The organism is Geodermatophilus sp. SMS 5-13, from assembly GCF_059428245.1.
Map to the genome: position 1 here is coordinate 5,076,919 of NZ_CP165729.1, position 17,566 is coordinate 5,094,484.

Below are 17,566 nucleotides of genomic sequence, written 5' to 3' on the forward strand. Positions count from 1 at the left end.
CCACATGCCCGGTCCCTCAATCCCTCAACCAAGTGCCTCCGACCAGCTCCCCGGCACCGGCCGCGTCGCCGTCGTCACGGGTGCCTCCAGCGGGATCGGCGCCGCCACCGCCGAGCGCCTCGCGGCCGAGGGCTTCGACGTCGTCCTCGGGGCGCGGCGGATCGACCGGCTGACCGAGCTGGCGGAGCGGATCGGCGGGCGGGCGGCGCCGCTGGACGTGACCGATCCCGCCTCGGTCGAGGCGTTCTGCGCGGCGCTGGACCGGGTCGACGTCCTGGTCAACAACGCCGGCGGCGCCTGGGACGCCGCACCGGTGGCCGAGGCGGACCTGGACTCCTGGCAGCGGACCTACGACGTCAACGTGCTCGGCACGGTGCGGATGACCAAGGCGCTGCTGCCGGCGCTGCGGGCCTCGGGCGCCGGCGACGTGGTGTTCGTCGGCTCCACTGCCGGCCTGACCAGCTACGAGGGCGGCGCCTCCTACACGGCCGCCAAGCACGGCATCCACACGCTCGCCGAGACGCTGCGGCTCGAGCTCGTCGGCGAGCCGGTGCGGGTGATCGAGATCGCCCCCGGGATGGTGCGCACCGACGAGTTCTCCCGCAACCGGCTGGGATCGCAGGAGAAGGCCGACGCCGTCTACCGCGGGGTCCGCGAGCCGCTGGTCGCCGAGGACGTCGCCGACTGCATCGCGTGGACGGTCACCCGCCCGCACCACGTGAACATCGACCTCATGGTCGTGCGGCCGATCGCGCAGGCCGCCCAGCACAAGGTCGCCCGCGAGCAGTAGGGGACTTCGTCGGGCTCAAGTCCCGGGACCTTTTCGGGCTAGAGGACCCGGACGGCGGTGGGTTCGCGCTCCAGACGGACGCCGAACCGCTCCTGCACGACGGCGACGATGCGGTCGGCGAAGGCGAGCAGCTCGGCGGCGGTGGCGCCGTCCTCGGTGGTGAGCGCGAGGCTGTGGCGGGACGACGTCCCGACGTGCCCGTCCCGCGTGCCGCGGCCGAAGCCGGCGGACTGGACGAGCCAGGCGGCGCTGAGCTTGACCAGCCCGTCGCCGGCCGGCCAGCTCGGGGCGCCCTCGACGGCCCGCTCGGCGGGCACGATCGGGTTGGTGAAGAACGACCCGGCGCTGCGGCTGTCCGGATCGGCGGGATCGAGCACCATCCCCTTGCCGCGCCGCAGCGCCAGCACCGCCGCGCGGACGTCGGCCAGCGGGGCCCGCTCCCCCAGCGGGACACCCAGCGTCCGGGCCAGCTCGGCGTAGCCGACCGGCGCCGACAGCTCGCCCGCGTGCAGCGCGAAGGTGACGTCCAGGACGACGAACCGCCCGGGATCGCGCTTGAGCCGGCTGTCGCGGTAGGCGAACCCGCACTCCGCGGGCGTCAGGGTGCGCTCGTTCTTCTCCGCTCGGTCCCACACGCGCACCGCGGTGATCGTCTGCGCGACCTCCTGGCCGTAGGCGCCGACGTTCTGCACCGGCGTCGCGCCTGTGGAGCCGGGGATGCCGGAGAGCGCCTCCACGCCGGCCAGCCGCTGCTCGACGGTGTGCGCGACGAGGGCGTCCCAGTCCTCGCCGGCCTGCACCACGAGCGAGTCGCCGGTGCGCTCGACGCCGCGGCTGCGCACCAGGACGACGTCGCCTGGCCAGCCCTCGTCCGGGGCCACCACGTTCGAGCCGCCGCCGAGGACCAGCAGCGGCGTACCCGCCTCGTCGGCCTCCCGGACGGCGGCGACGAGCTCGGCGGCGTCGGTGACCTCGACGAGCCGCTCGATCGGGCCGCCCACCGCGAGGGTGGTGAGGTCGGCGAGCCGGGCGTCGTGTCGGACCTGCACGTCCCCACGCTAACCGCGACTACCCTCGGCACCGGTGAGCGGCTCGGGCGGGGACCACAAGCAGCGGGCCACCCTGCCGCCCCGGAAGAAGGCGCCGCGGCTGGCCGCGGGCCGGGCCCGCGCGCTGGGCCTGCCGACCCGCGGCACCACCAACGCCAACCGTCTTCGCCGCGTCGATCGCTGGCTGCTGGCCACCCAGGTGCCCCGGCTGCGGGACGCCGCCCGGCCGCTGGTCGTCGACCTCGGCTACGGCTCCTCCGCCGTCACGACCCTGGAGCTCGTCGACCGGCTCGCCCCCGCGGTGACCGGCCTCGAGGTCGTCGGCCTCGAGATCGACCCGGAGCGGGTGGCCGCCGTCGCCGCCGACCGCGACCCGCCGCGCGTGGACTTCCGCGCGGGCGGCTTCGAGCTCGCCGGGCTGGCGCCGGTGCTGGTGCGCGCGTTCAACGTGCTGCGCCAGTACGACGAGGAGTCCGCGGCTCGCGCGTGGGAGACGATGCGCGCCGCGCTCGGCCCCGGCGGGCTCATCGTGGAGGGCACCTGCGACGAGTGGGGACGGCGCGGGGCGTGGGTGGCCCTCGACGCCGACGGGCCGCTGACGCTGACCCTCTCCGCCCGCGTCGCCGACCTGGACAAGCCGTCCGACCTCGCCGAGCGGCTGCCCAAGGCCCTGATCCACCACAACGTGCCGGGCCGGCCGGTGCACGCCTTCCTGCGCGCCTTCGACGCGGCCTGGGCCGCCGCGGCCGGGCTCTCGACGTTCGGCCCTCGCCAACGCTGGACGGCGGCCGTCGAGGCGATGGCCGAGCAGGGCTGGCCGTTCGTCGGCTCGAGCCGCCGGTGGAAGCAGGGCGAGGTGACCGTGCGCTGGTCGGCCGTCGCACCCTGATCCCGCCTCGCCGCGGGCAGGCCGGAGCGCCCTGGTCAGGCCCTCGAGCCGGGACCAGCATGGCGCCCTCGTTCCTTGAGGCGGAGGCAGGCGCCATGACGACCTATCCGGACATCGGGACCGCCCGCGAGTCCCTGGTCGACGACTACGACGCGATCCGCGAGGTGATCCAGCTCTGCCTCGACGGGGAGGCCACGGGGGACGTCGGCAAGCTGCAGCAGGCCTTCCACGCGGACGCCCGGATGTTCGGCGACCTCGCCGGCACCCGCTACGACGTCCCGATCCAGACCCTCTTCGACCTCGCTGCCGAGGCCCCCGCGGACACCGGGAACTACCGGAGCCGGATCCTCGCGATCACCCAGCTCGGCGACGTCGCGACGGCCACCGCGGCGGAGGAGGGCTACTGGGGCACGGTCTCCTTCGTCGACTTCTTCTCGCTCTGCCGCATCGACGGCACCTGGAAGATCGTCAACAAGACGTTCGCCCACGTCGGGGGCGAACCACCCGCGTAGACCGGCCACCCGCTCCGGCACGATGGGGCGGTGACCTCCCTCGCCGGCGAACACCTCCGCCAGCGGTGCGTCGAGGCCGTCGCCCGAGAGGGCGAGCGGTTCGGCGCCCTCGCGGCGGAGTTGACGGCCCGCACCGCCGACGGCGGGCTCGACACCCGCGTCCCCTGGGTGCCGGACTGGTCCGCCCGCGACCTGGTCGGCCACCTCGGCACCGTGCACCGCTGGGCCACCGCGATCGTCCGGGCCGGCACCACCGACGGCCCGCCGCGCGGGGTCGAGCCGCCGGACGGCGACCTGCTCGACTGGTACGCGGACGGCCACACCGAGCTGGTGCGGGCGCTGCGGACGGTGCCGCCGGAGTCGCCCGCCTGGCACATGAGCCCGGCGGCACCCAAGGTCGCCGCGTCCTGGGCGCGGCGGCAGGCGCACGAGCTCGCCGTCCACCGGATGGACCTGGAGGCCGCCGCCGGCGTTCCGCACGCCCCGCTCGACCCGGAGCTCGCCGAGGACGGCGTCGACGAGCTGCTGGGGATCGTCGTCCCGCGGTGGGCGCACACCGAGCCGCTGGTCTCGGCCGAGGCGGTCGTCGCCGTGAGTAGCACCGACACCGGCCGGCAGTGGGAGGTCCGGGTGACCCGCGGCGTCGTCGAGCTCGCGGCGGAGCACTCCGGGGGCGCGGACGCGCGGCTCTCGGGCGCCGGCACCGAGTTGCTGCTGCACCTGTGGGGCCGCCCCGCCGAGGTCCGCGTCGAGGGCGATGCGGCCGCCGAGGCGCTGCTGCGCGGCCGCTGACCGCATGGCGCGACGCAGGAAGGACGGCCCGCTCCCGCCGGGGCCCACCCCGGTGCTCGGCGGCACCGCCGAGCTGCTCGGGGACGCCGACCGCGACGGGTCCTGGATGCTGCTGGTCAACGGCACGCCGCAGTCGCACGTGGACCTCGCGGACCCCACCCACCTGGAGTTCGAGTACGTCCGCCGGATGGGCCACGTCCTCGACCTCGCCGCCGAGGAGGGCCGCCCGCTGGACGTCGTGCACCTGGGCGGCGGCGCGCTCACCCTCGCCCGCTACGTCGCGGTGACCCGGCCCGGGTCGCGGCAGCGGGTGGCCGAGCTGGACGAGCCGCTCACCGACCTGGTCCGCGCGCACCTGCCGCTGCCGCGCAACGCCCGCGTACGGGTCCGCGGCGCCGACGCGCGCGCGGCGCTGGCCGCGATGCACCCCGCGAGCGCCGACGTCGTCGTCAGCGACGTCTTCGCCGGCGCCCGCACGCCCGCGCACCTCACCTCGGTGGAGTACGCCCGGGAGGCGCACCGCGTGCTGCGGCCCGGCGGCGTCCTCACCGCCAACGTCGCCGACGGGCCGCCGCTGGCCTTCGCCCGCGCCCAGGCCGCGACCCTGCGCAGCGTCTTCGCGCACGTCTGCCTGCTCGCCGAGCCCGGCACCCTGCGCGGCCGCCGGTTCGGCAACCTCGTGGCCGTCGCGTCCGACGCGCCGCTGCCGATCGCCGCGCTGGTGCGGCGCTGCGCCGGCGATCCGATGCCGTCGCGCGTCGTCGAGGGCGACGCCCTCGACGCCTTCGCCGGCGACGCCCGCCCGATCCCCGACGCCGAGGCGCAGCCCTCCCCCGAGCCGCCGCCGGAGGTGTTCAGCCGCTGAGCGCCGCCTCGAACGCGGCCAGCACCTCGGGCGAGAACAGGACGAAGCGCACTTCGACGACGTGCTCGACCGCGACCGACCGGACACCGGCCACGGCCTGCCGTGCGGCGTCGTCCACCGGCCAGCCGTAGATCCCGGCCGAGATCGCCGGGAAGGCGACCGTCCGGGCGCCCAGCTCGTCGGCCGCCCGCACGCTCGAGGCGTAGCAGGCGCGGAGCACCGCGGACCGGTCCTCGGACGCCGACCAGACCGGCCCGGCCGTGTGCACGACCCACCGCGCGGGCAGCCGCCCGGCGGTGGTGGGCACGGCCTCGCCGCGGGGAAGGCGGCCGTCGGGCAGGCCGGCCTTGATCACCCGGCACTCGGCGAGGATCTCCGGGCCGCCGCGGCGGTGGATCGCCCCGTCGACGCCACCGCCACCGAGCAGGCCCGGGTTGGCCGCGTTCACGACGACGTCGACGTCGGCCTCGGTGATGTCGCCCAGGACGGCACGCAGCTGCATGGACGGACCGTAGGGTCTGCGGGCATGACCCCGCCCGTCTCCCGCCGGCTGACCCGCGACACCCGGAACAAGGTGCTCGGCGGCGTCTGCTCCGGCATCGCCCGCCGCTACGGCATGTCCACCGGCGCGCTGCGCCTGGCGTTCGTGCTCTCCTGCATCCTGCCGGGCCCGCAGTTCATCGCCTACATCGTGCTGTGGATCGTCATCCCGCCCGACACCAGAGCGTGAGGGAACGGCCCCGTCCAGGGCCCCACCCTGAGCCTGCGAAGGGTGGGCAGGACGGGGTCCTTTCCCCTAGGCCCCGGGCTCCGCGGACGGCGGGGTCACAGCCATCATCGTGGCCTGCATCGCCGAGATCAGCCGGGGTTCGCGACCGTCGGCCAGCGCGTGCACCTCACCACGGGTGATCACCAGCGTCCGGCCGGCCCGCAGGACGGTGCCGGTCGCCCGGAACCCCTCCCCCACCGCCGGGGCCAGGAAGTTGGCGGAGAAGTCGACGGTGAGCACCTCGCGGTCCACCGCCATCAGCGAGAAGGCGGCGTAGCCGCAGGCGGTGTCGACCAGCGTGGTGATCGCGCCGGCGTGGGTGAAGCCGTGCTGCTGGCCGAAGCGCGGATCGCTGGGCATCTCCAGCACCACGCGGCCCGGGGCGAGGTCGGCGATGCTCGCGCCGAGCGTGGCGAGCATGGCCTGGGCGCCGAAACTGGCGCGGATCCGCGCCTCGCGGGCGGGGTCGAGAGCGGGCGGGTCCAGCGGCCCGCCGGTCACCAGCTGCTGTTGCCGCGGCGCAGGCCGCGCAGCGCGGGCCGGACGTCGACCAGGTAGACGATGGCCGCGACGACGGCGGGGAGCCACAGGAAGCCGGCCAGCGGCACCGGGAAGGTGGCCAACGGCGTCATGCCGAACTCGACCAGCGCCGACAGGCCGGTGATCCCCACCCAGGCCGGCTTGGTCAGCTTGCCGGCCGCGACGTAGCCCGCCGCGGGGCGGACGAGGGCGTCGACGAACGCCCACGCCGCCAGCACGAAGACGGCGTAGTGCAGGCCCGTCATGAACAGCCCGTCGAAACCCACGGCGACGAGCGTACCCGCCGCGGCCCCGGTTCCCGGGGCTGCGACGGGCGGGAAACGCCCCCGGACGGCACAGGGCCCCGGAGCGCTGTGCGCAGCTCCGGGGCCCTGGACCAGGGGACGATCCGGCGTCAGGCCTTCTTGGCCGGGACGGCGGTCGGGTCGGCCGGCTTGGCGGTCCGGGCGCGGGTGACCCGCGCCGAGGCCTTGGCCGGCGAGCTCTTGCGCGCGGCCGTGGTCTTGCTCGGCGCCCGCTTGGCCGGCTTGGCCGGCTCCTCGGCGACGGCCTCGACCTTCTCCTTGGTGGACTCGGCGGCCTCGGCGGTCGCCTGCTCGGCCTTGTCGGCCACCTTGGCGGCCTTCGCGGCGGTCTTCTGCGCGACCGAGGTCACCTTGTTCGAGGTCTCGACGACGGTCTCGGCGCCCTCCTCGAGGACGTCCTCGAGCGTGTCCTCGACGGTGTCGACGGCCTGCTCGGCGCGGCGCACGACCCGGCGGAAGCCGGGCTGCTGACGCAGCTCGTCGACGACGTGGGCACCGCGCTCGACGAGCGCCTCGACGGTGGCGACGGCCTGGGTCCGGGCGCTCTCCACGAGACCGGCGACGGTGCCGCGCACCGCCTCGGGGCGGATCGAGGTGCGCACCTGCTGCGCGGCGGCGCGGGCCTGGCCGGCGGCCTCGGTGGCCCGGGTGCGGGCCTCCTTGACGCCGAGGTCGGCCTGGACCTTGGCCTCGCCCGGCAGCGCCTCGGCGCGCGAGCGGAGCGTGCCGACGACGGTCTTGGCCCGCTCGACGGCCAGGTCACCGGCGCCGATGGTGGCCAGCAGCTGGGTCTTGTAGAGCTTGACGGCGGTCTCGCCGTACTGCTTCACGGTCTGGGTGGTGGTCATGCCGACTCCTTCGAGCTTCGGGGGGAAACGTGTGCGGGGCGGGACGCGTCAGGGGTGCCGGCCGCGTGCTCGCGGACGTAGGTCTCGTAGAGCTCCAGCAGCACCGCCTTGTGCCGCTCCGACAGCGCGGTGTCCGAGCGGATGGCCGCCACGGTGTCCGGGTTGCCGGGCCGCCGATCGAGGATCCCGGCCTGCTCGTAGAGCGACTCGGCCGAGATCTTCAGTCCCTTGGCGATCGCCGCGAGGATCTCCGCCGACGGCTTGCGAAGGCCCCGCTCCACCTGGGACAGGTATGGGTTGCTGACCCCTGCGGTGCGGGCCAGTTCGCGCAACGACACCCGGGCGGCATTGCGCTGTTCGCGGATGAACTCACCCACCTGCGACGCGGACGGCGCCGCGGCGACGGTCTCCGCGACGGAACCGGCGACCCGGTCCACCTTCTCGCGGACCGTCGACACCTGCTCCCGCACGAACTCCGTGGGCTTCTGCACACCAGTCACACTAGGCGCAGGGTGCTAGCAGTTGCAAGCGGTGCTGCTAGCAGGGTGGAGTGACTCTATTCACAGCTGAAAGCGCAGCTCAGGGGTTTACCGACGGCGCCGCGCGCACCTCGCCGACCACGCCGTCGCCCCCGCTGACCGGCGTCAGCAACCATGGCGCGAGCCGGTCGTCGCGCACCCCGAGCCGGCGCAGGCCGGCCGCGAGCGCCGGCGTGCGGCCGCGGTCGCCGCCGTCGTCGAGCTTGAGCGCGACCGCGCCGCGGCCCGGCAGCGCGGCGACGTGCACGCCGTCGGCACCCGCTTTGACCAGCACCCCGGGGACGGCGCCCATCAGGTCGGTGTCCTCGCGGCCGGTGCCGGCGACGTACCAGGGGTGGGCCCGCATCGCGTCGGCCACCGACCGCTCCCGGCTGCCCGGCGCCGCCTCCACCAGCGACAGGACGCCACGGGCCAGCCCGGTCAGGGTCAGCGCGTGCTGCGGCGCGCCGCAGCCGTCGACGACGACGGCGGCGACCGGCTCCTCCGCCGTCTCGGCCAGCCGCGCCTCGACGGCCAGCTGCAGCGGGTGGTCGCGCTCGAGGTAGCCGTCGGTCGGCCAGCCGGCCGCCACGCACGCCGACAGCATCGCCGCGTGCTTGCCGGAGCAGTTCATCGCCAGCCGTTCGGGCGCCCGGCCCGCCGCCAGCCAGGCGGCGCGGGTCGGCTCGTGCGAGGGCAGCGCCGGCGGGCAGCCCAGGGCGTCCGCGCCGAGCCCGACGGCGGCCAGCATCCCGGCGACCAGCTCCCGGTGGCCGTCCTCCCCGGAGTGCGAGCCGGCGCCGATGGCCAGCTCCTCCGCCGACCGCGGCGTCCACCCGGAGGCCAGCAGCGCGGTCGCCTGCACGGGCTTGTTCGACGAGCGCGGCAGGATCGCCCGGTCGACCGCCCCGGCCGCGGCCAGCACCGCCCCGGCGGGGTCGAGCACGACCATCGCTCCGCGGTGCACCGACTCGAGGAAGCCCGAGCGCCACACCTCCACCAGCACCGGGTTGTCCGGCCAGGCGGCATCGGCCTCTGGAGCGGTACCGGGACGGGTGACGGCGTTCAGTGACGCCCCTCGTCGGCGAGCAGGGCCGCGACGTCGGCCTCGCCGTCGCGGTAGCGGCGGCCGAGCTCGGCGGCGAGCGCGTCCATCACCTGCTGCACGCCGCGGCGGCGCTCCGACAGGCCGCTCTCGGCCTCGGCGAGCGCGCGGGCGGCCCGCTCCAGGTCGGCATCCGGCAGCTCGCTGATCGCGGAGAGGTCGACGTCGGTGAGCGCGTTGACCCAGGACTCGTACTCCTCGGGGGCCGAGGGCTGCACGGTCTGGTGCCGGCCGAGGCCGTGCGCGGGACCGCGGCCCTTCTCGGCGAGGATCTCGGGCAGCAGGTCGACCAGCGAGCGGCCGTCGTCCTCGGCGCGGCGCTGCAGCTCGCGGCGCACGATGTCCAGCCGGCCCTGCAGCAGGCGGCGGGTGTAGGAGAGGTTGACCTCCTCCTGCTCGGCCTGCCGGCGCAGCCGGCGGACCTCGCCCATCGGCTGACGCACCGCGTTGTCGACGAAGGCGGGGTCGAGCAGCGCGTCGACGGCGGCGCCCCCGGCGGGGGACGGCTTCGGCTTCGAGGGGCTCACTGGGTTGCCTCCACTGCGAGGTCTCTGTCGGTGGGGATGCCGAGCAGCGTCCGGGCTTGGTCGGTCGTCAGCGGCGGCCGCTGGGCGATGCGGGCGAGCCCGGCCGCGCGCGCCACCAACTGTGCGTTGTCGCGCACCGGTTCGCCGGGAGCGTAGGTCAGCGTGTCCTCCATGCCGACCCGCAGGTGCCCTCCCGCCGACAGGGCGGCGAGCATCACCGGCAGCGAGGTCCGCCCGACGCCGGTGGCCGCGAAGGTCGATCCCGCAGGGAGCAGCGGCAGGCACGCGGCGAGCGCCTGCGTCGTCCCGGGCATGCCGCCGGGGACGCCCATGACCAGGTCGACGTGCACGTGCCCGCCGGCGGGCGGGCCGTAGCGGTCGAGCAGCCGCTGCAGCGTGGCCAGGTGGCCGAGGTCGAAGACCTCGTACTCCGGGACGACGCCGCGCTGCTGCATCTGCGTGTGCAGCTCGACGATGAGGTCCCACGGGTTGCTGAACACGTCGCGGCCGAAGTTCACCGTGCCCAGCGACAGCGACGCGGCGTCCGGCTCGACGTCGAGCACGGCCAGCCGCGCGTCGAACGGATCGGTGACCGCGCCGCCGGTGGAGATCTGGACGACGAGGTCGGTGGCCTCGCGCACCGCCTGCACGACCTCGCGGCAGCGGCCCAGGTCGAGGGTCGGGCGGGTGTCCTCGCCGCGGACGTGCAGGTGGATCACGGCGGCGCCGACCGCCTGGCAGTCGCGCGCGGTGGCCACGACCTCCTCGACGGTCACCGGCAGGGCCGGGACGTCGGCCTTCGCCGACTCCGCGCCGGTCGGCGCCAGGGTGATGAGGGTGCCCGAGGTCACCGGCCGATGTTCGCAGACCGGACGGCCCGCACGCGCTCGCGGGCCGCGGCGCGCTCGTCGTCGACCTGCGCCGGGACGTCGTCCGGATCGATCGCGGCGGTCGCCGCGCCCACGGTGAGCGCGGTGTCCGGCTGCACCGACTGCTTCACCAGCGCCAGCGCGACGACCCCGAGCTCGTGGTGCCGGACGACGGTGCCCACCCGGCCGACCTCGCGCGGCCCCGCCTGCACGGGCGTGCCGGGCGGCGGCAGCTCCTCGCTCACGCCGTCGAGGTGCAGCAGCACCAGCCGCCGCGGCGGCCGGCCCAGGTTGTGCACGCGGGCGACGGTCTCCTGGCCGCGGTAGCAGCCCTTGTCCAGGTGCACGGCCGTGGTGAGCCACTGCAGCTCGTTCGGGATGGTGCGGTGGTCGGTGTCGACGCCGAACCGCGGACGCCGGGCCTCGACCCGCAGCGCCTCGTACGCGTCGGCGCCCGCGAGGCCCGCGCCCGCGGCCAGCAGCGCGTCGGCGAGCGCACCGACCGAGGCCCGCGGCACCAGCAGGTCGTACACGGCCGCGCCGTCCCCGATCGGGGGCATCCGGCGCACGAGGCCGCCGCCGTCCAGGGCCGTGACGCCCTCGGGCACGGGCAGCCCGGCGGCGGTCAGGACGGCGGCCGACCGCGGGCCGACCAGCGAGAGCACCGCCCACCGGTCGGTGACCAGCGCGGGCTCGACGCGGAGCATGAACACCATCCGCTGCAGGAAGCCCAGCAGCGCGGCGCCGGTGCCGGGCTCGACGTCGGCCCACGTCGTCCCGCCCAGCTCGGCGAGCACCAGGTGGTGCTCGACGTGCCCGTTCGGCGAGAGCACCAGCGCCTCGGTGCCGGCGCCGTCGGCGAGCCGCTCGAGGTGCTGGCTGGTCAGGCTGTGCAGCCAGGTCAGGCGGTCGGCACCCGGGACGACGAGCACGTCGCGGTCGCTGCGGTCGACCAGGCCGGCGCCCTCGGCCATCAGCCGCTGCTCGCGCAGGGGGTCCCCGTAGTGCGCGGCGATCGTGCCGCCCTCGACGGCGACCGCGCCCGGGCGTTCCAGCAGGGGGTTCATGCGTGCTCCGTTCCGGCTCGTTCGCGGCAGTCGCGGCAGGTGCCCGACAGCGCGACGTGCCCCACGTCCACCGTGAAACCCAGTTCGTCCGCGAGACGTTCCGCGGCGCCGTCGAGCAGGTCGGGAGCGGCCGAGGCGACGGTGCCGCACGACTGGCACACCACGTGCAGGTGCGCGTGCTCGGCGGCCGCGTGGTACACCGGCGCGCCCTTGCCGAGATGGGTGTGCCACACCAGCCCGAGCCGCTCGAGGACCTCGAGGTTGCGGTAGACGGTCGACGTGTCCGGCGCGGTGCCGCCGGGGCCGGCCTGCTCGCGCAGCCGGGTGGCGATCGTCTCCGGCGTGGCGTGCTGCAGCGCCTCCACCGCGGCCAGCACCTGCCGGCGCGGCGAGGTCAGCCGCAGGCCGCGGGCGTGCAGCCGCTCCGCCAGCGGCGCGTCGGGCCCGGCGGCCGGGGAGTCGTGCGCCACCCGGCGAGCCTATGCCGAGGCGTACGGCAGGCTGGGGGCGTGGCGGACGGTCGACGCGTGGCGATGTGGCAGGACGGCGAGGCGCGCACGGTCGCCGCCGACGAGCCGGTGGTGACCGCCTTCGACCAGGGGCTGGCCCGCGGGGACGGCGTCTTCGAGTCCGTGGACGTCGTCGCCGGCGCCACCCCGTGGCTCGACGCGCACCTCGCCCGGCTGGCCCGCTCGGCGGCACTGCTCGAGCTGACCGACCCGGGGGAGGCGGCCTGGCGGGCGCTGGTCGCCGCGGTCGTGGAGAGGTGGCCGGCCGACGTCGAGGGCGCCTGCCGGCTCTACCTGACCCGCGGCCTCGGCGAGGGCTGCGCGCCGACGGTGCTCGCGGTGCTGTCGCCGGTGACCGCCGAGGTGCTGCGGCAGCGCGCCGAGGGCATCGCCGTCCTCACCCTCGGCCTGGGCGTGCCGGCCGACTTCCGCCGGCAGGCGCCGTGGCTGCTGGGCGGGGCGAAGACGCTGTCGTACGCGGTGAACATGGCCGCGCTGCGGCACGCCCACGCGCAGGGCGCGGACGACGTCGTCTTCACCTCGCTGGAGGGGCGGCTGCTGGAGGGCCCGACCTCGACGGTCGTCTGGGCCACCGACGGCGGGCTGCGCACGCCGCCGCTGGAGACCGGGATCCTCGCCGGGACGACGATGGCCCGGCTGTTCGCCCGCGCCGCCGAGGCCGGGTGGCCGACGGCGTCGGTCCACGGCACGGTCGCGGACCTGCACGCCGCCGACGCGGTCTGGCTGGTCTCCGGCGTCCGCGGGGTCGCGACCGTGCACACCCTCGACGGCGTCCGGCGGGACGACGCGGGTCTCACGGCCCGGGTGCGGGAGCTGCTCGGCCGGTAGGGTCGCCGCCGGGTGAGCCGGGAAGTCTGGTCGGCACGTGCCGCCGCCGAGCCCAGGAGCCGCCCGATGACCCGCCCCCTCCGCCTGTTCGGCCGCGGCACCTGGCCCGAGGCCGGCCGGATCGCGGCGATCCTGCGCAAGGAGACCGTCGGCGGGGTGCTGCTGCTGATCGGCGCCGCGCTCGCGCTGGCCTGGGCGAACTCGCCCTGGGCCGCCGGCTACGCGGCGCTGCGGGACACCACCGTCGGGCCGGCCGCGCTGCACCTGGACCTGACGCTGGGCGCCTGGGCGGCCGACGGGCTGCTGGCGGTCTTCTTCTTCGTCGCGGGGCTGGAGCTCAAGCGGGAGTTCGTGGCCGGCGACCTGCGCGACCCGCGCCGGGCGGCGCTGCCGGTGGCCGCGGCGGTGGGCGGCATGGCGGTGCCCGCCGTCCTCTACGTGCTGCTCAACCTCGGGAGCGGCGGCCTGCGCGGCTGGGCGATCCCGACCGCGACGGACATCGCCTTCGCCCTCGCCGTCCTCGCGGTGATCAGCACGCACCTGCCGAGCGGGCTGCGCACCTTCCTGCTGACCCTCGCCGTCGTCGACGACCTGCTGGCGATCACGGTCATCGCGCTCTTCTACACCTCGGAGCTGGAGCTGCCGTGGCTGTTGCTGGCGCTGCTGCCGCTGGCGGTCTTCGGCTTCCTGGTGCAGAAGCGGGTGCGCAGCTGGTGGCTGCTACTGCCGCTCGCGGTGCTCACCTGGGGCCTGGTGCACGCCTCGGGGGTGCACGCGACCGTCGCCGGGGTGCTGCTCGCCTTCACCGTGCCCGTGCGGCGCAGCGAGCAGGCGGGCGGGCCGGACGCGGGGCCGGGGCTCGCCGAGCACCTGGAGCACCGCTTCCGGCCGATCTCGGCGGGGGTGGCCGTCCCGGTGTTCGCCTTCTTCGCGGCCGGGGTGACGGTCGGCGGGTTCTCCGGCCTGGTCGCCTCCCTGCAGGACCGGGTGGCGCTCGGCGTCGTCGTCGCGCTCGTGGTGGGCAAGGCGATCGGGATCAGCGGCAGCACGTGGCTGGTGTCCCGCTTCACCCGGGCGCGGCTGGACGAGGACCTCGGCTGGCCCGACGTCGTCGGGCTCGCCCTGCTCGGCGGCATCGGGTTCACCGTGTCGCTGCTGATCGGCGAGCTGGCGTTCGGCACCGGATCGGTCCGCGACGAGCACGTCAAGGTGGGCGTGCTGGTCGGCACGCTGACGGCCGCGCTGCTGGCCGCCGGGCTGCTCCGGCTGCGCAACCGCCGGTACCGCCGGATGTGGGCGCTCGAGCAGGTGGACGCGAACGCCGACGGCGTTCCGGACGTCTTCGAACCGGATTCCTCCGACGGCTGAACAATGACGTTGCCGGGTGCTCCGACGGCGTCGTACCGTCGAGGTACACGAGAGAGGAGGTGGTCCGAACTTTGCATGCTTATCGGACTCGTGAGGTGGCTGTCCGCTAGCCGCCGTCCAGATGGGCCGCCCGTTCGGAGAGACCTTCGAACGACGGCATGATCGCCCGTCCGTCGTACGGCGGCGAGCGAGAACCGGACAGTCACCCGACCCCCGGGCCGCCGACACTTGTCCAGTCGGCCCGCGCGCAGCCGTCCTGCTCCCGCAGGGGCCGGCGCCGCGGAGCAGCCCGGGGGTTGTCCGTTCCCGGGGGAGGACGCGTGCAGCTCGCCGGCCGCCCCGTCGAGACCGACGTCTCCGCCGGCGCCTGGCTCGCCGCCGCGCTCGCCCCGGCCGACCCGCCCACCGTCGCCTCGCTCGTCCCCCCGGTCTTCGCGGCCTACGCCCGCGTCCTGCACCCCGCGGTCCGCTACGAGGGGGACGACGACGTCGAGGTCCCGTGGGCCGCGGTCGCCGCGCTCAACGACCGGACGGCGCACCGGCTGATGCAGTGGCCGGCGATCACCGGCGCCTGGGACTACATGGCCGACGACGACCAGCCCGAGCTGTGGAACGACTCACCCGCCGAGGGTCACCTGGCGGCCGCGGTCGCCGCCCGCGTCGCCGCCGTCCTGGCGCGGCACACCGCCACCCCGGACGACTGCTGGTTCGGCGCCTGGTCCGACGCCGCCCCGGACGCCGGCACCCTCGTCCTCGGGGATCGCGGCCACCGGCTGGTCCGCGGCCCGGTCGCGCTCGCCGCCGCCAACTTCGCGCCCGAGCCCGCCGAGCAGGGGCCGAGCCTGTGGTTCCCGGCCGACCGCAGCTGGTGCGTCGTCACCGACATCGACCTGATGAGCAGCTACGTCGGCGCGAGCGTCGCCGCCGTCACCGCCCTGCTCGACGCCGACGGGGTCGACGCCTGGCCGGCCGAGCCGGGCGACCCGGTGACGCCGGACAGCGACCCGGTCAACCCGCCGCCCGACTGACTACAGGCGGGCGAGCTCCGACTCGAGGTCGTCGAGGCCCAGCGAGCCCTGCGACAGCGCCGCCATGTGCCAGGCCTTGAGGTCGAAGCCGGCGCCGCGGTTGCGCCGCGCCGCCTCGCGGCCGGCCAGCCACGCCCGCTCGCCGAGCTTGTAGCTGATGGCCTGCCCGGGGATGCCCAGGTAGCGCACCAGCTCGCTGTCGAGGAACTGCGGGTCCCGGCCGCTGTTCTCACCGAAGAAGGCACGGGCCCGCTCGGGCGTCCAGGGCTTGCCGCGGACGTCGGCGATCGCGCCCTCGGCGTCGTCCGGGATCGGCAGCTCCAGGTGCATGCCGATGTCGACGACGACGCGGACGGCGCGCATCTGCTGGGCGTCGAGGTAGCCGAGCCGGGCGCCGGAGTCGGTCAGGAAGCCGAGCTCGTCCATGAGCCGCTCGGCGTAGAGCGCCCAGCCCTCGACGTTGGCCCCCACCGAGCCGATCGAGGTCTGGTAGTTCGTGAGGTCCTTGGCGACGTAGACCCACTGCGCCAGCTGCAGGTGGTGGCCGGGAACGCCCTCGTGGTACCAGGTCGAGATCAGGTCCCACAGGGGGAAGCGCTCGCGGCCCAGGGTGGGCAGCCAGGTCCGGCCCGGGCGGGAGAAGTCCAGCGCCGGGCGGGTGTAGTACGGCGCGGCGGCGCTGCCGGGCGGCGCGATCATCGCCTCGACCCGGCGGACCGGCCCGGCCAGGTCGAAGTGCGTGCCGTCGAGGGCGTCCATCGCCTCGTCCATCATCGCCTGCAGCCGATCCCGGACCGCCTCGACGCCCTCGACCGCCTCGCCGTTGATGTCGAGCCAGCGCATGGCCTCCATCGGCGTCGCACCGGAGACGACCTTGTCGGCCTCGATCCGCTGCTCGGCCAGGATCCGCTGGTGCTCGGACCAGCCCCAGGCGTAGGCCTCCTCCAGGCCGCCGCCGCGGCCGAGGTCCGAGCCGGTCCAGCGGCGCGCGGCGACGGCGTAGCGCTCCCGCCCGACGGCGTCGGGCGTCCCCGCGGTGCGCGGCAGGTACGTGTCGCGCAGGTAGTCGCGGACCCCGGCGACGGCCTCGTCGGCCGCGCGCGCCGCCGTCTCCAGCTCCCCGCGCAGCGACTCGGGGCCGGCCTGCACGAACGTGGCGAAGTACGGGCCCTGCAGCCACTCCCCGAGCTGGCCCACGACCGTCTCGACCTGCCGGGGGGCGAGGAAGAGCCGGCGCCGGGAGCCCTCCTCCAGCGTCTGCCGGTAGCCGTCGTAGGCCTCGGGCACCCGGGCGAGGCGGCGGGCGAGGACCGCCCAGTCCTCCTCCGACTGCGTCGGCATGAGCGAGAAGACCTGGCGGGTCGAGTGCAGCGGGCTGAACAGGTTGTTCAGCGAGCGGAAGCCGTCACCGAGCTCGTGGGACGCGAGGTCGGCCTCGAGCCGCTCGCGCAGCAGCCGGGCGCAGCGCCGCTCGATCGGGTCGTCCTCGAGGGCGTGGTTCTCGGCGAGGACGCGATCCAGGTCGGCCAGGGTGTCGCGGACCAGGGCCGCCTCGGCCGCGAGCCCCTCCGGGCTCAGGTCCGGCAACCGGTCGTCGCCGGGCCGGTTGCCCAGCGCGGTGGCGACGATGGGGTCGAGGTCGCTGACCGCCTCCACGTAGGCGTCGGCGACCTGACGGGGGGTGGCGGGTGTTGCGGCGGCGGTCATCGGATCCGTTCGAGTCGGGCGGACATGGTGGGTCGCAGCTGCTGATCGGGCCCGGCGCGGTCGATGGCGTACATCAGCGCGCCCTCGACGATGCCGTAGAGCCGGACGGCGGAGACGACGTCGGGGGCGTCCGGGGTGCGGGCCAGGACGTCGGTGGCGAGCTCCCAGCTGGTCGTCGTCCGGGCCCGGCCCAGGTAGATCTCCACCCAGCCGTCGGGGCTGGCCACCAGCAGCTCCACGTCGTCGCGGCCGCGGGGCCGCCAGAACCCGGACTCGCGCGAGTCCGGACCGACGATCTGCCCGTCGTCGGTGAGCCGCCAGGAGCGGGCCTCGTAGCTCAGGAACCCGCGCCCGTCATGGGCGAACCGGATCCACTGGCCGAAGCGGTGGTCGCCGCCTCCACCGGCCGCCTGGCCCTCGCCGTGCCACTCGCCGAGCAGCGGCAGGAGGGCCAGGAGGCCGTCGTCGACCTCCGGGCCGGTGCGGACGTCGGCGGTGTCGGGCACCGGCAGCTCGGTCGGGGCGCTCACCGGCGAACGCCCCGCGGCCGGCGCGCCACCCGGTAGGCGCCGTACGCGCTGCACAGCGCGGCCAGCGCCGCCAGGGTGACCAGGACCCAGGCAGAGACCATGGCCCCCACCGTAGGACGGCGCCGGAGCC

General features: G+C 75.8%; 22 protein-coding genes. 9 read left to right on the forward strand and 13 right to left on the reverse strand.

The features are described 5' to 3' along the window. Nucleotides 1–4 precede the first annotated feature (4 nt). On the forward strand, nt 5–790 hold the full coding sequence (locus tag AB3388_RS24600) for an SDR family oxidoreductase (protein ID WP_495407944.1): 786 nt from the start codon (nt 5–7) through the stop codon (nt 788–790). 38 nt (nt 791–828) lie between these two features. Here the strand turns inward: AB3388_RS24600 and AB3388_RS24605 are convergent, their stop codons facing one another. Further along, nucleotides 829–1,839, reverse strand: coding sequence for a UDP-N-acetylmuramate dehydrogenase (locus AB3388_RS24605; RefSeq protein WP_495407945.1), 1,011 nt, complete (start codon nt 1,837–1,839; stop codon nt 829–831). 34 nt (nt 1,840–1,873) lie between these two features. Between AB3388_RS24605 and AB3388_RS24610 the strand changes: the two genes are divergently transcribed. The 4 genes from AB3388_RS24610 to AB3388_RS24625 all read left to right on the forward strand — a co-directional run bounded on the left by AB3388_RS24610 (nt 1,874) and on the right by AB3388_RS24625 (nt 4,897). Then, nucleotides 1,874–2,728, forward strand: coding sequence for a class I SAM-dependent methyltransferase (locus AB3388_RS24610; RefSeq protein ID WP_495407946.1), 855 nt, complete (start codon nt 1,874–1,876; stop codon nt 2,726–2,728). A gap of 95 nt (nt 2,729–2,823) precedes the next feature. Then, a complete protein-coding gene (locus AB3388_RS24615) occupies nt 2,824–3,240 on the forward strand; it encodes a nuclear transport factor 2 family protein (RefSeq protein WP_495407947.1) in 417 nt (138 codons plus the stop codon). Between the two features lie 30 nt (nt 3,241–3,270). Further along, nucleotides 3,271–4,032 (forward strand): maleylpyruvate isomerase family mycothiol-dependent enzyme, encoded by a 762-nt coding sequence (locus tag AB3388_RS24620; protein ID WP_495407948.1) that lies wholly within the window; start codon nt 3,271–3,273, stop codon nt 4,030–4,032. A gap of 4 nt (nt 4,033–4,036) precedes the next feature. Continuing rightward, a complete protein-coding gene (locus AB3388_RS24625) occupies nt 4,037–4,897 on the forward strand; it encodes a spermidine synthase (RefSeq protein WP_495407949.1) in 861 nt (286 codons plus the stop codon). On the opposite strand, the gene AB3388_RS24630 is transcribed toward AB3388_RS24625, so the two are convergent. Continuing rightward, complete coding sequence (locus tag AB3388_RS24630; RefSeq protein ID WP_495407950.1) at nt 4,887–5,399, reverse strand: O-acetyl-ADP-ribose deacetylase; 513 nt, start codon at nt 5,397–5,399, stop codon at nt 4,887–4,889. The two genes, AB3388_RS24625 and AB3388_RS24630, sit on opposite strands and share 11 nt — an antisense overlap. A 24-nt stretch (nt 5,400–5,423) precedes the next feature. Between AB3388_RS24630 and AB3388_RS24635 the strand changes: the two genes are divergently transcribed. Beyond that, entirely contained in the window at nt 5,424–5,627 is a 204-nt protein-coding gene (locus AB3388_RS24635) for a PspC domain-containing protein (protein ID WP_495407951.1), read from the forward strand. Between the two features lie 66 nt (nt 5,628–5,693). On the opposite strand, the gene AB3388_RS24640 is transcribed toward AB3388_RS24635, so the two are convergent. From AB3388_RS24640 to AB3388_RS24680, 9 genes are all read right to left on the reverse strand, one after another. Next, entirely contained in the window at nt 5,694–6,167 is a 474-nt protein-coding gene (locus tag AB3388_RS24640) for a PaaI family thioesterase (RefSeq protein ID WP_495407952.1), read from the reverse strand. Beyond that, nucleotides 6,164–6,472, reverse strand: coding sequence for a DUF2516 family protein (locus AB3388_RS24645; RefSeq protein WP_495407953.1), 309 nt, complete (start codon nt 6,470–6,472; stop codon nt 6,164–6,166). The genes AB3388_RS24640 and AB3388_RS24645 overlap by 4 nt, the downstream gene beginning before the upstream one ends. A 128-nt stretch (nt 6,473–6,600) precedes the next feature. After that, complete coding sequence (locus AB3388_RS24650) at nt 6,601–7,359, reverse strand: hypothetical protein (protein WP_495407954.1); 759 nt, start codon at nt 7,357–7,359, stop codon at nt 6,601–6,603. Further along, nucleotides 7,356–7,850 carry a helix-turn-helix domain-containing protein gene (locus AB3388_RS24655; RefSeq protein ID WP_495407955.1) on the reverse strand — a complete coding sequence of 165 codons (495 nt, stop codon included), beginning with the start codon at nt 7,848–7,850 and terminating at the stop codon, nt 7,356–7,358. The genes AB3388_RS24650 and AB3388_RS24655 overlap by 4 nt, the downstream gene beginning before the upstream one ends. 88 nt (nt 7,851–7,938) lie before the next feature. After that, on the reverse strand, nt 7,939–8,883 hold the full coding sequence (locus AB3388_RS24660) for an asparaginase (RefSeq protein ID WP_495407956.1): 945 nt from the start codon (nt 8,881–8,883) through the stop codon (nt 7,939–7,941). 59 nt (nt 8,884–8,942) lie between these two features. After that, a complete protein-coding gene (locus AB3388_RS24665; RefSeq protein WP_495407957.1) occupies nt 8,943–9,509 on the reverse strand; it encodes an RsiG family protein in 567 nt (188 codons plus the stop codon). Continuing rightward, nucleotides 9,506–10,360, reverse strand: coding sequence for a beta-keto acid cleavage family enzyme (locus AB3388_RS24670; RefSeq protein ID WP_495407958.1), 855 nt, complete (start codon nt 10,358–10,360; stop codon nt 9,506–9,508). Before AB3388_RS24670 ends, AB3388_RS24665 begins: the two co-directional genes overlap by 4 nt. Then, nucleotides 10,357–11,445: a CAF17-like 4Fe-4S cluster assembly/insertion protein YgfZ gene (gene ygfZ / locus AB3388_RS24675; RefSeq protein WP_495407959.1), complete on the reverse strand. Its 1,089-nt coding sequence runs from the start codon at nt 11,443–11,445 to the stop codon at nt 10,357–10,359. Before ygfZ ends, AB3388_RS24670 begins: the two co-directional genes overlap by 4 nt. After that, nucleotides 11,442–11,915 carry a Fur family transcriptional regulator gene (locus AB3388_RS24680; RefSeq protein WP_495407960.1) on the reverse strand — a complete coding sequence of 158 codons (474 nt, stop codon included), beginning with the start codon at nt 11,913–11,915 and terminating at the stop codon, nt 11,442–11,444. The genes ygfZ and AB3388_RS24680 overlap by 4 nt, the downstream gene beginning before the upstream one ends. Before the next feature lie 63 nt (nt 11,916–11,978). Here AB3388_RS24680 and AB3388_RS24685 point away from each other — a divergent pair, with 63 nt between their 5' ends. The 3 genes from AB3388_RS24685 to AB3388_RS24695 all read left to right on the forward strand — a co-directional run bounded on the left by AB3388_RS24685 (nt 11,979) and on the right by AB3388_RS24695 (nt 15,199). Continuing rightward, nucleotides 11,979–12,803, forward strand: a complete 825-nt coding sequence (locus AB3388_RS24685) for an aminotransferase class IV (protein WP_495411481.1) — start codon at nt 11,979–11,981, stop codon at nt 12,801–12,803. Nucleotides 12,804–12,869: 66 nt separating this feature from the next. Next, complete coding sequence (gene nhaA, locus AB3388_RS24690; RefSeq protein ID WP_495407961.1) at nt 12,870–14,171, forward strand: Na+/H+ antiporter NhaA; 1,302 nt, start codon at nt 12,870–12,872, stop codon at nt 14,169–14,171. Between the two features lie 320 nt (nt 14,172–14,491). Then, nucleotides 14,492–15,199: a hypothetical protein gene (locus tag AB3388_RS24695; protein ID WP_495407962.1), complete on the forward strand. Its 708-nt coding sequence runs from the start codon at nt 14,492–14,494 to the stop codon at nt 15,197–15,199. Here AB3388_RS24695 and AB3388_RS24700 read toward each other — a convergent pair whose 3' ends face one another. Both AB3388_RS24700 and AB3388_RS24705 read right to left on the reverse strand, forming a co-directional pair. Next, nucleotides 15,200–16,906: a DUF885 domain-containing protein gene (locus tag AB3388_RS24700; RefSeq protein ID WP_495407963.1), complete on the reverse strand. Its 1,707-nt coding sequence runs from the start codon at nt 16,904–16,906 to the stop codon at nt 15,200–15,202. Then, nucleotides 16,903–17,436: a heme-binding beta-barrel domain-containing protein gene (locus tag AB3388_RS24705; protein ID WP_495407964.1), complete on the reverse strand. Its 534-nt coding sequence runs from the start codon at nt 17,434–17,436 to the stop codon at nt 16,903–16,905. Before AB3388_RS24705 ends, AB3388_RS24700 begins: the two co-directional genes overlap by 4 nt. Nucleotides 17,437–17,566: the final 130 nt, after the last annotated feature.

Bases quoted from the DNA above. Each gene is read 5' to 3' on its own strand.
- AB3388_RS24600 (WP_495407944.1), top strand. From the start codon at position 5: ATGCCCGGTCCCTCAATCCCTCAACCAAGTGCCTCCGACCAGCTCCCC.
- AB3388_RS24615 (WP_495407947.1), top strand. From the start codon at position 2,824: ATGACGACCTATCCGGACATCGGGACCGCCCGCGAGTCCCTGGTCGAC.
- AB3388_RS24625 (WP_495407949.1), top strand. From the start codon at position 4,037: ATGGCGCGACGCAGGAAGGACGGCCCGCTCCCGCCGGGGCCCACCCCG.
- AB3388_RS24630 (WP_495407950.1), bottom strand. From the start codon at position 5,399: ATGCAGCTGCGTGCCGTCCTGGGCGACATCACCGAGGCCGACGTCGAC.
- AB3388_RS24635 (WP_495407951.1), top strand. From the start codon at position 5,424: ATGACCCCGCCCGTCTCCCGCCGGCTGACCCGCGACACCCGGAACAAG.
- AB3388_RS24650 (WP_495407954.1), bottom strand. From the start codon at position 7,359: ATGACCACCACCCAGACCGTGAAGCAGTACGGCGAGACCGCCGTCAAG.
- ygfZ (WP_495407959.1), bottom strand. From the start codon at position 11,445: ATGAACCCCCTGCTGGAACGCCCGGGCGCGGTCGCCGTCGAGGGCGGC.
- AB3388_RS24685 (WP_495411481.1), top strand. From the start codon at position 11,979: ATGTGGCAGGACGGCGAGGCGCGCACGGTCGCCGCCGACGAGCCGGTG.
- nhaA (WP_495407961.1), top strand. From the start codon at position 12,870: ATGACCCGCCCCCTCCGCCTGTTCGGCCGCGGCACCTGGCCCGAGGCC.
- AB3388_RS24700 (WP_495407963.1), bottom strand. From the start codon at position 16,906: ATGACCGCCGCCGCAACACCCGCCACCCCCCGTCAGGTCGCCGACGCC.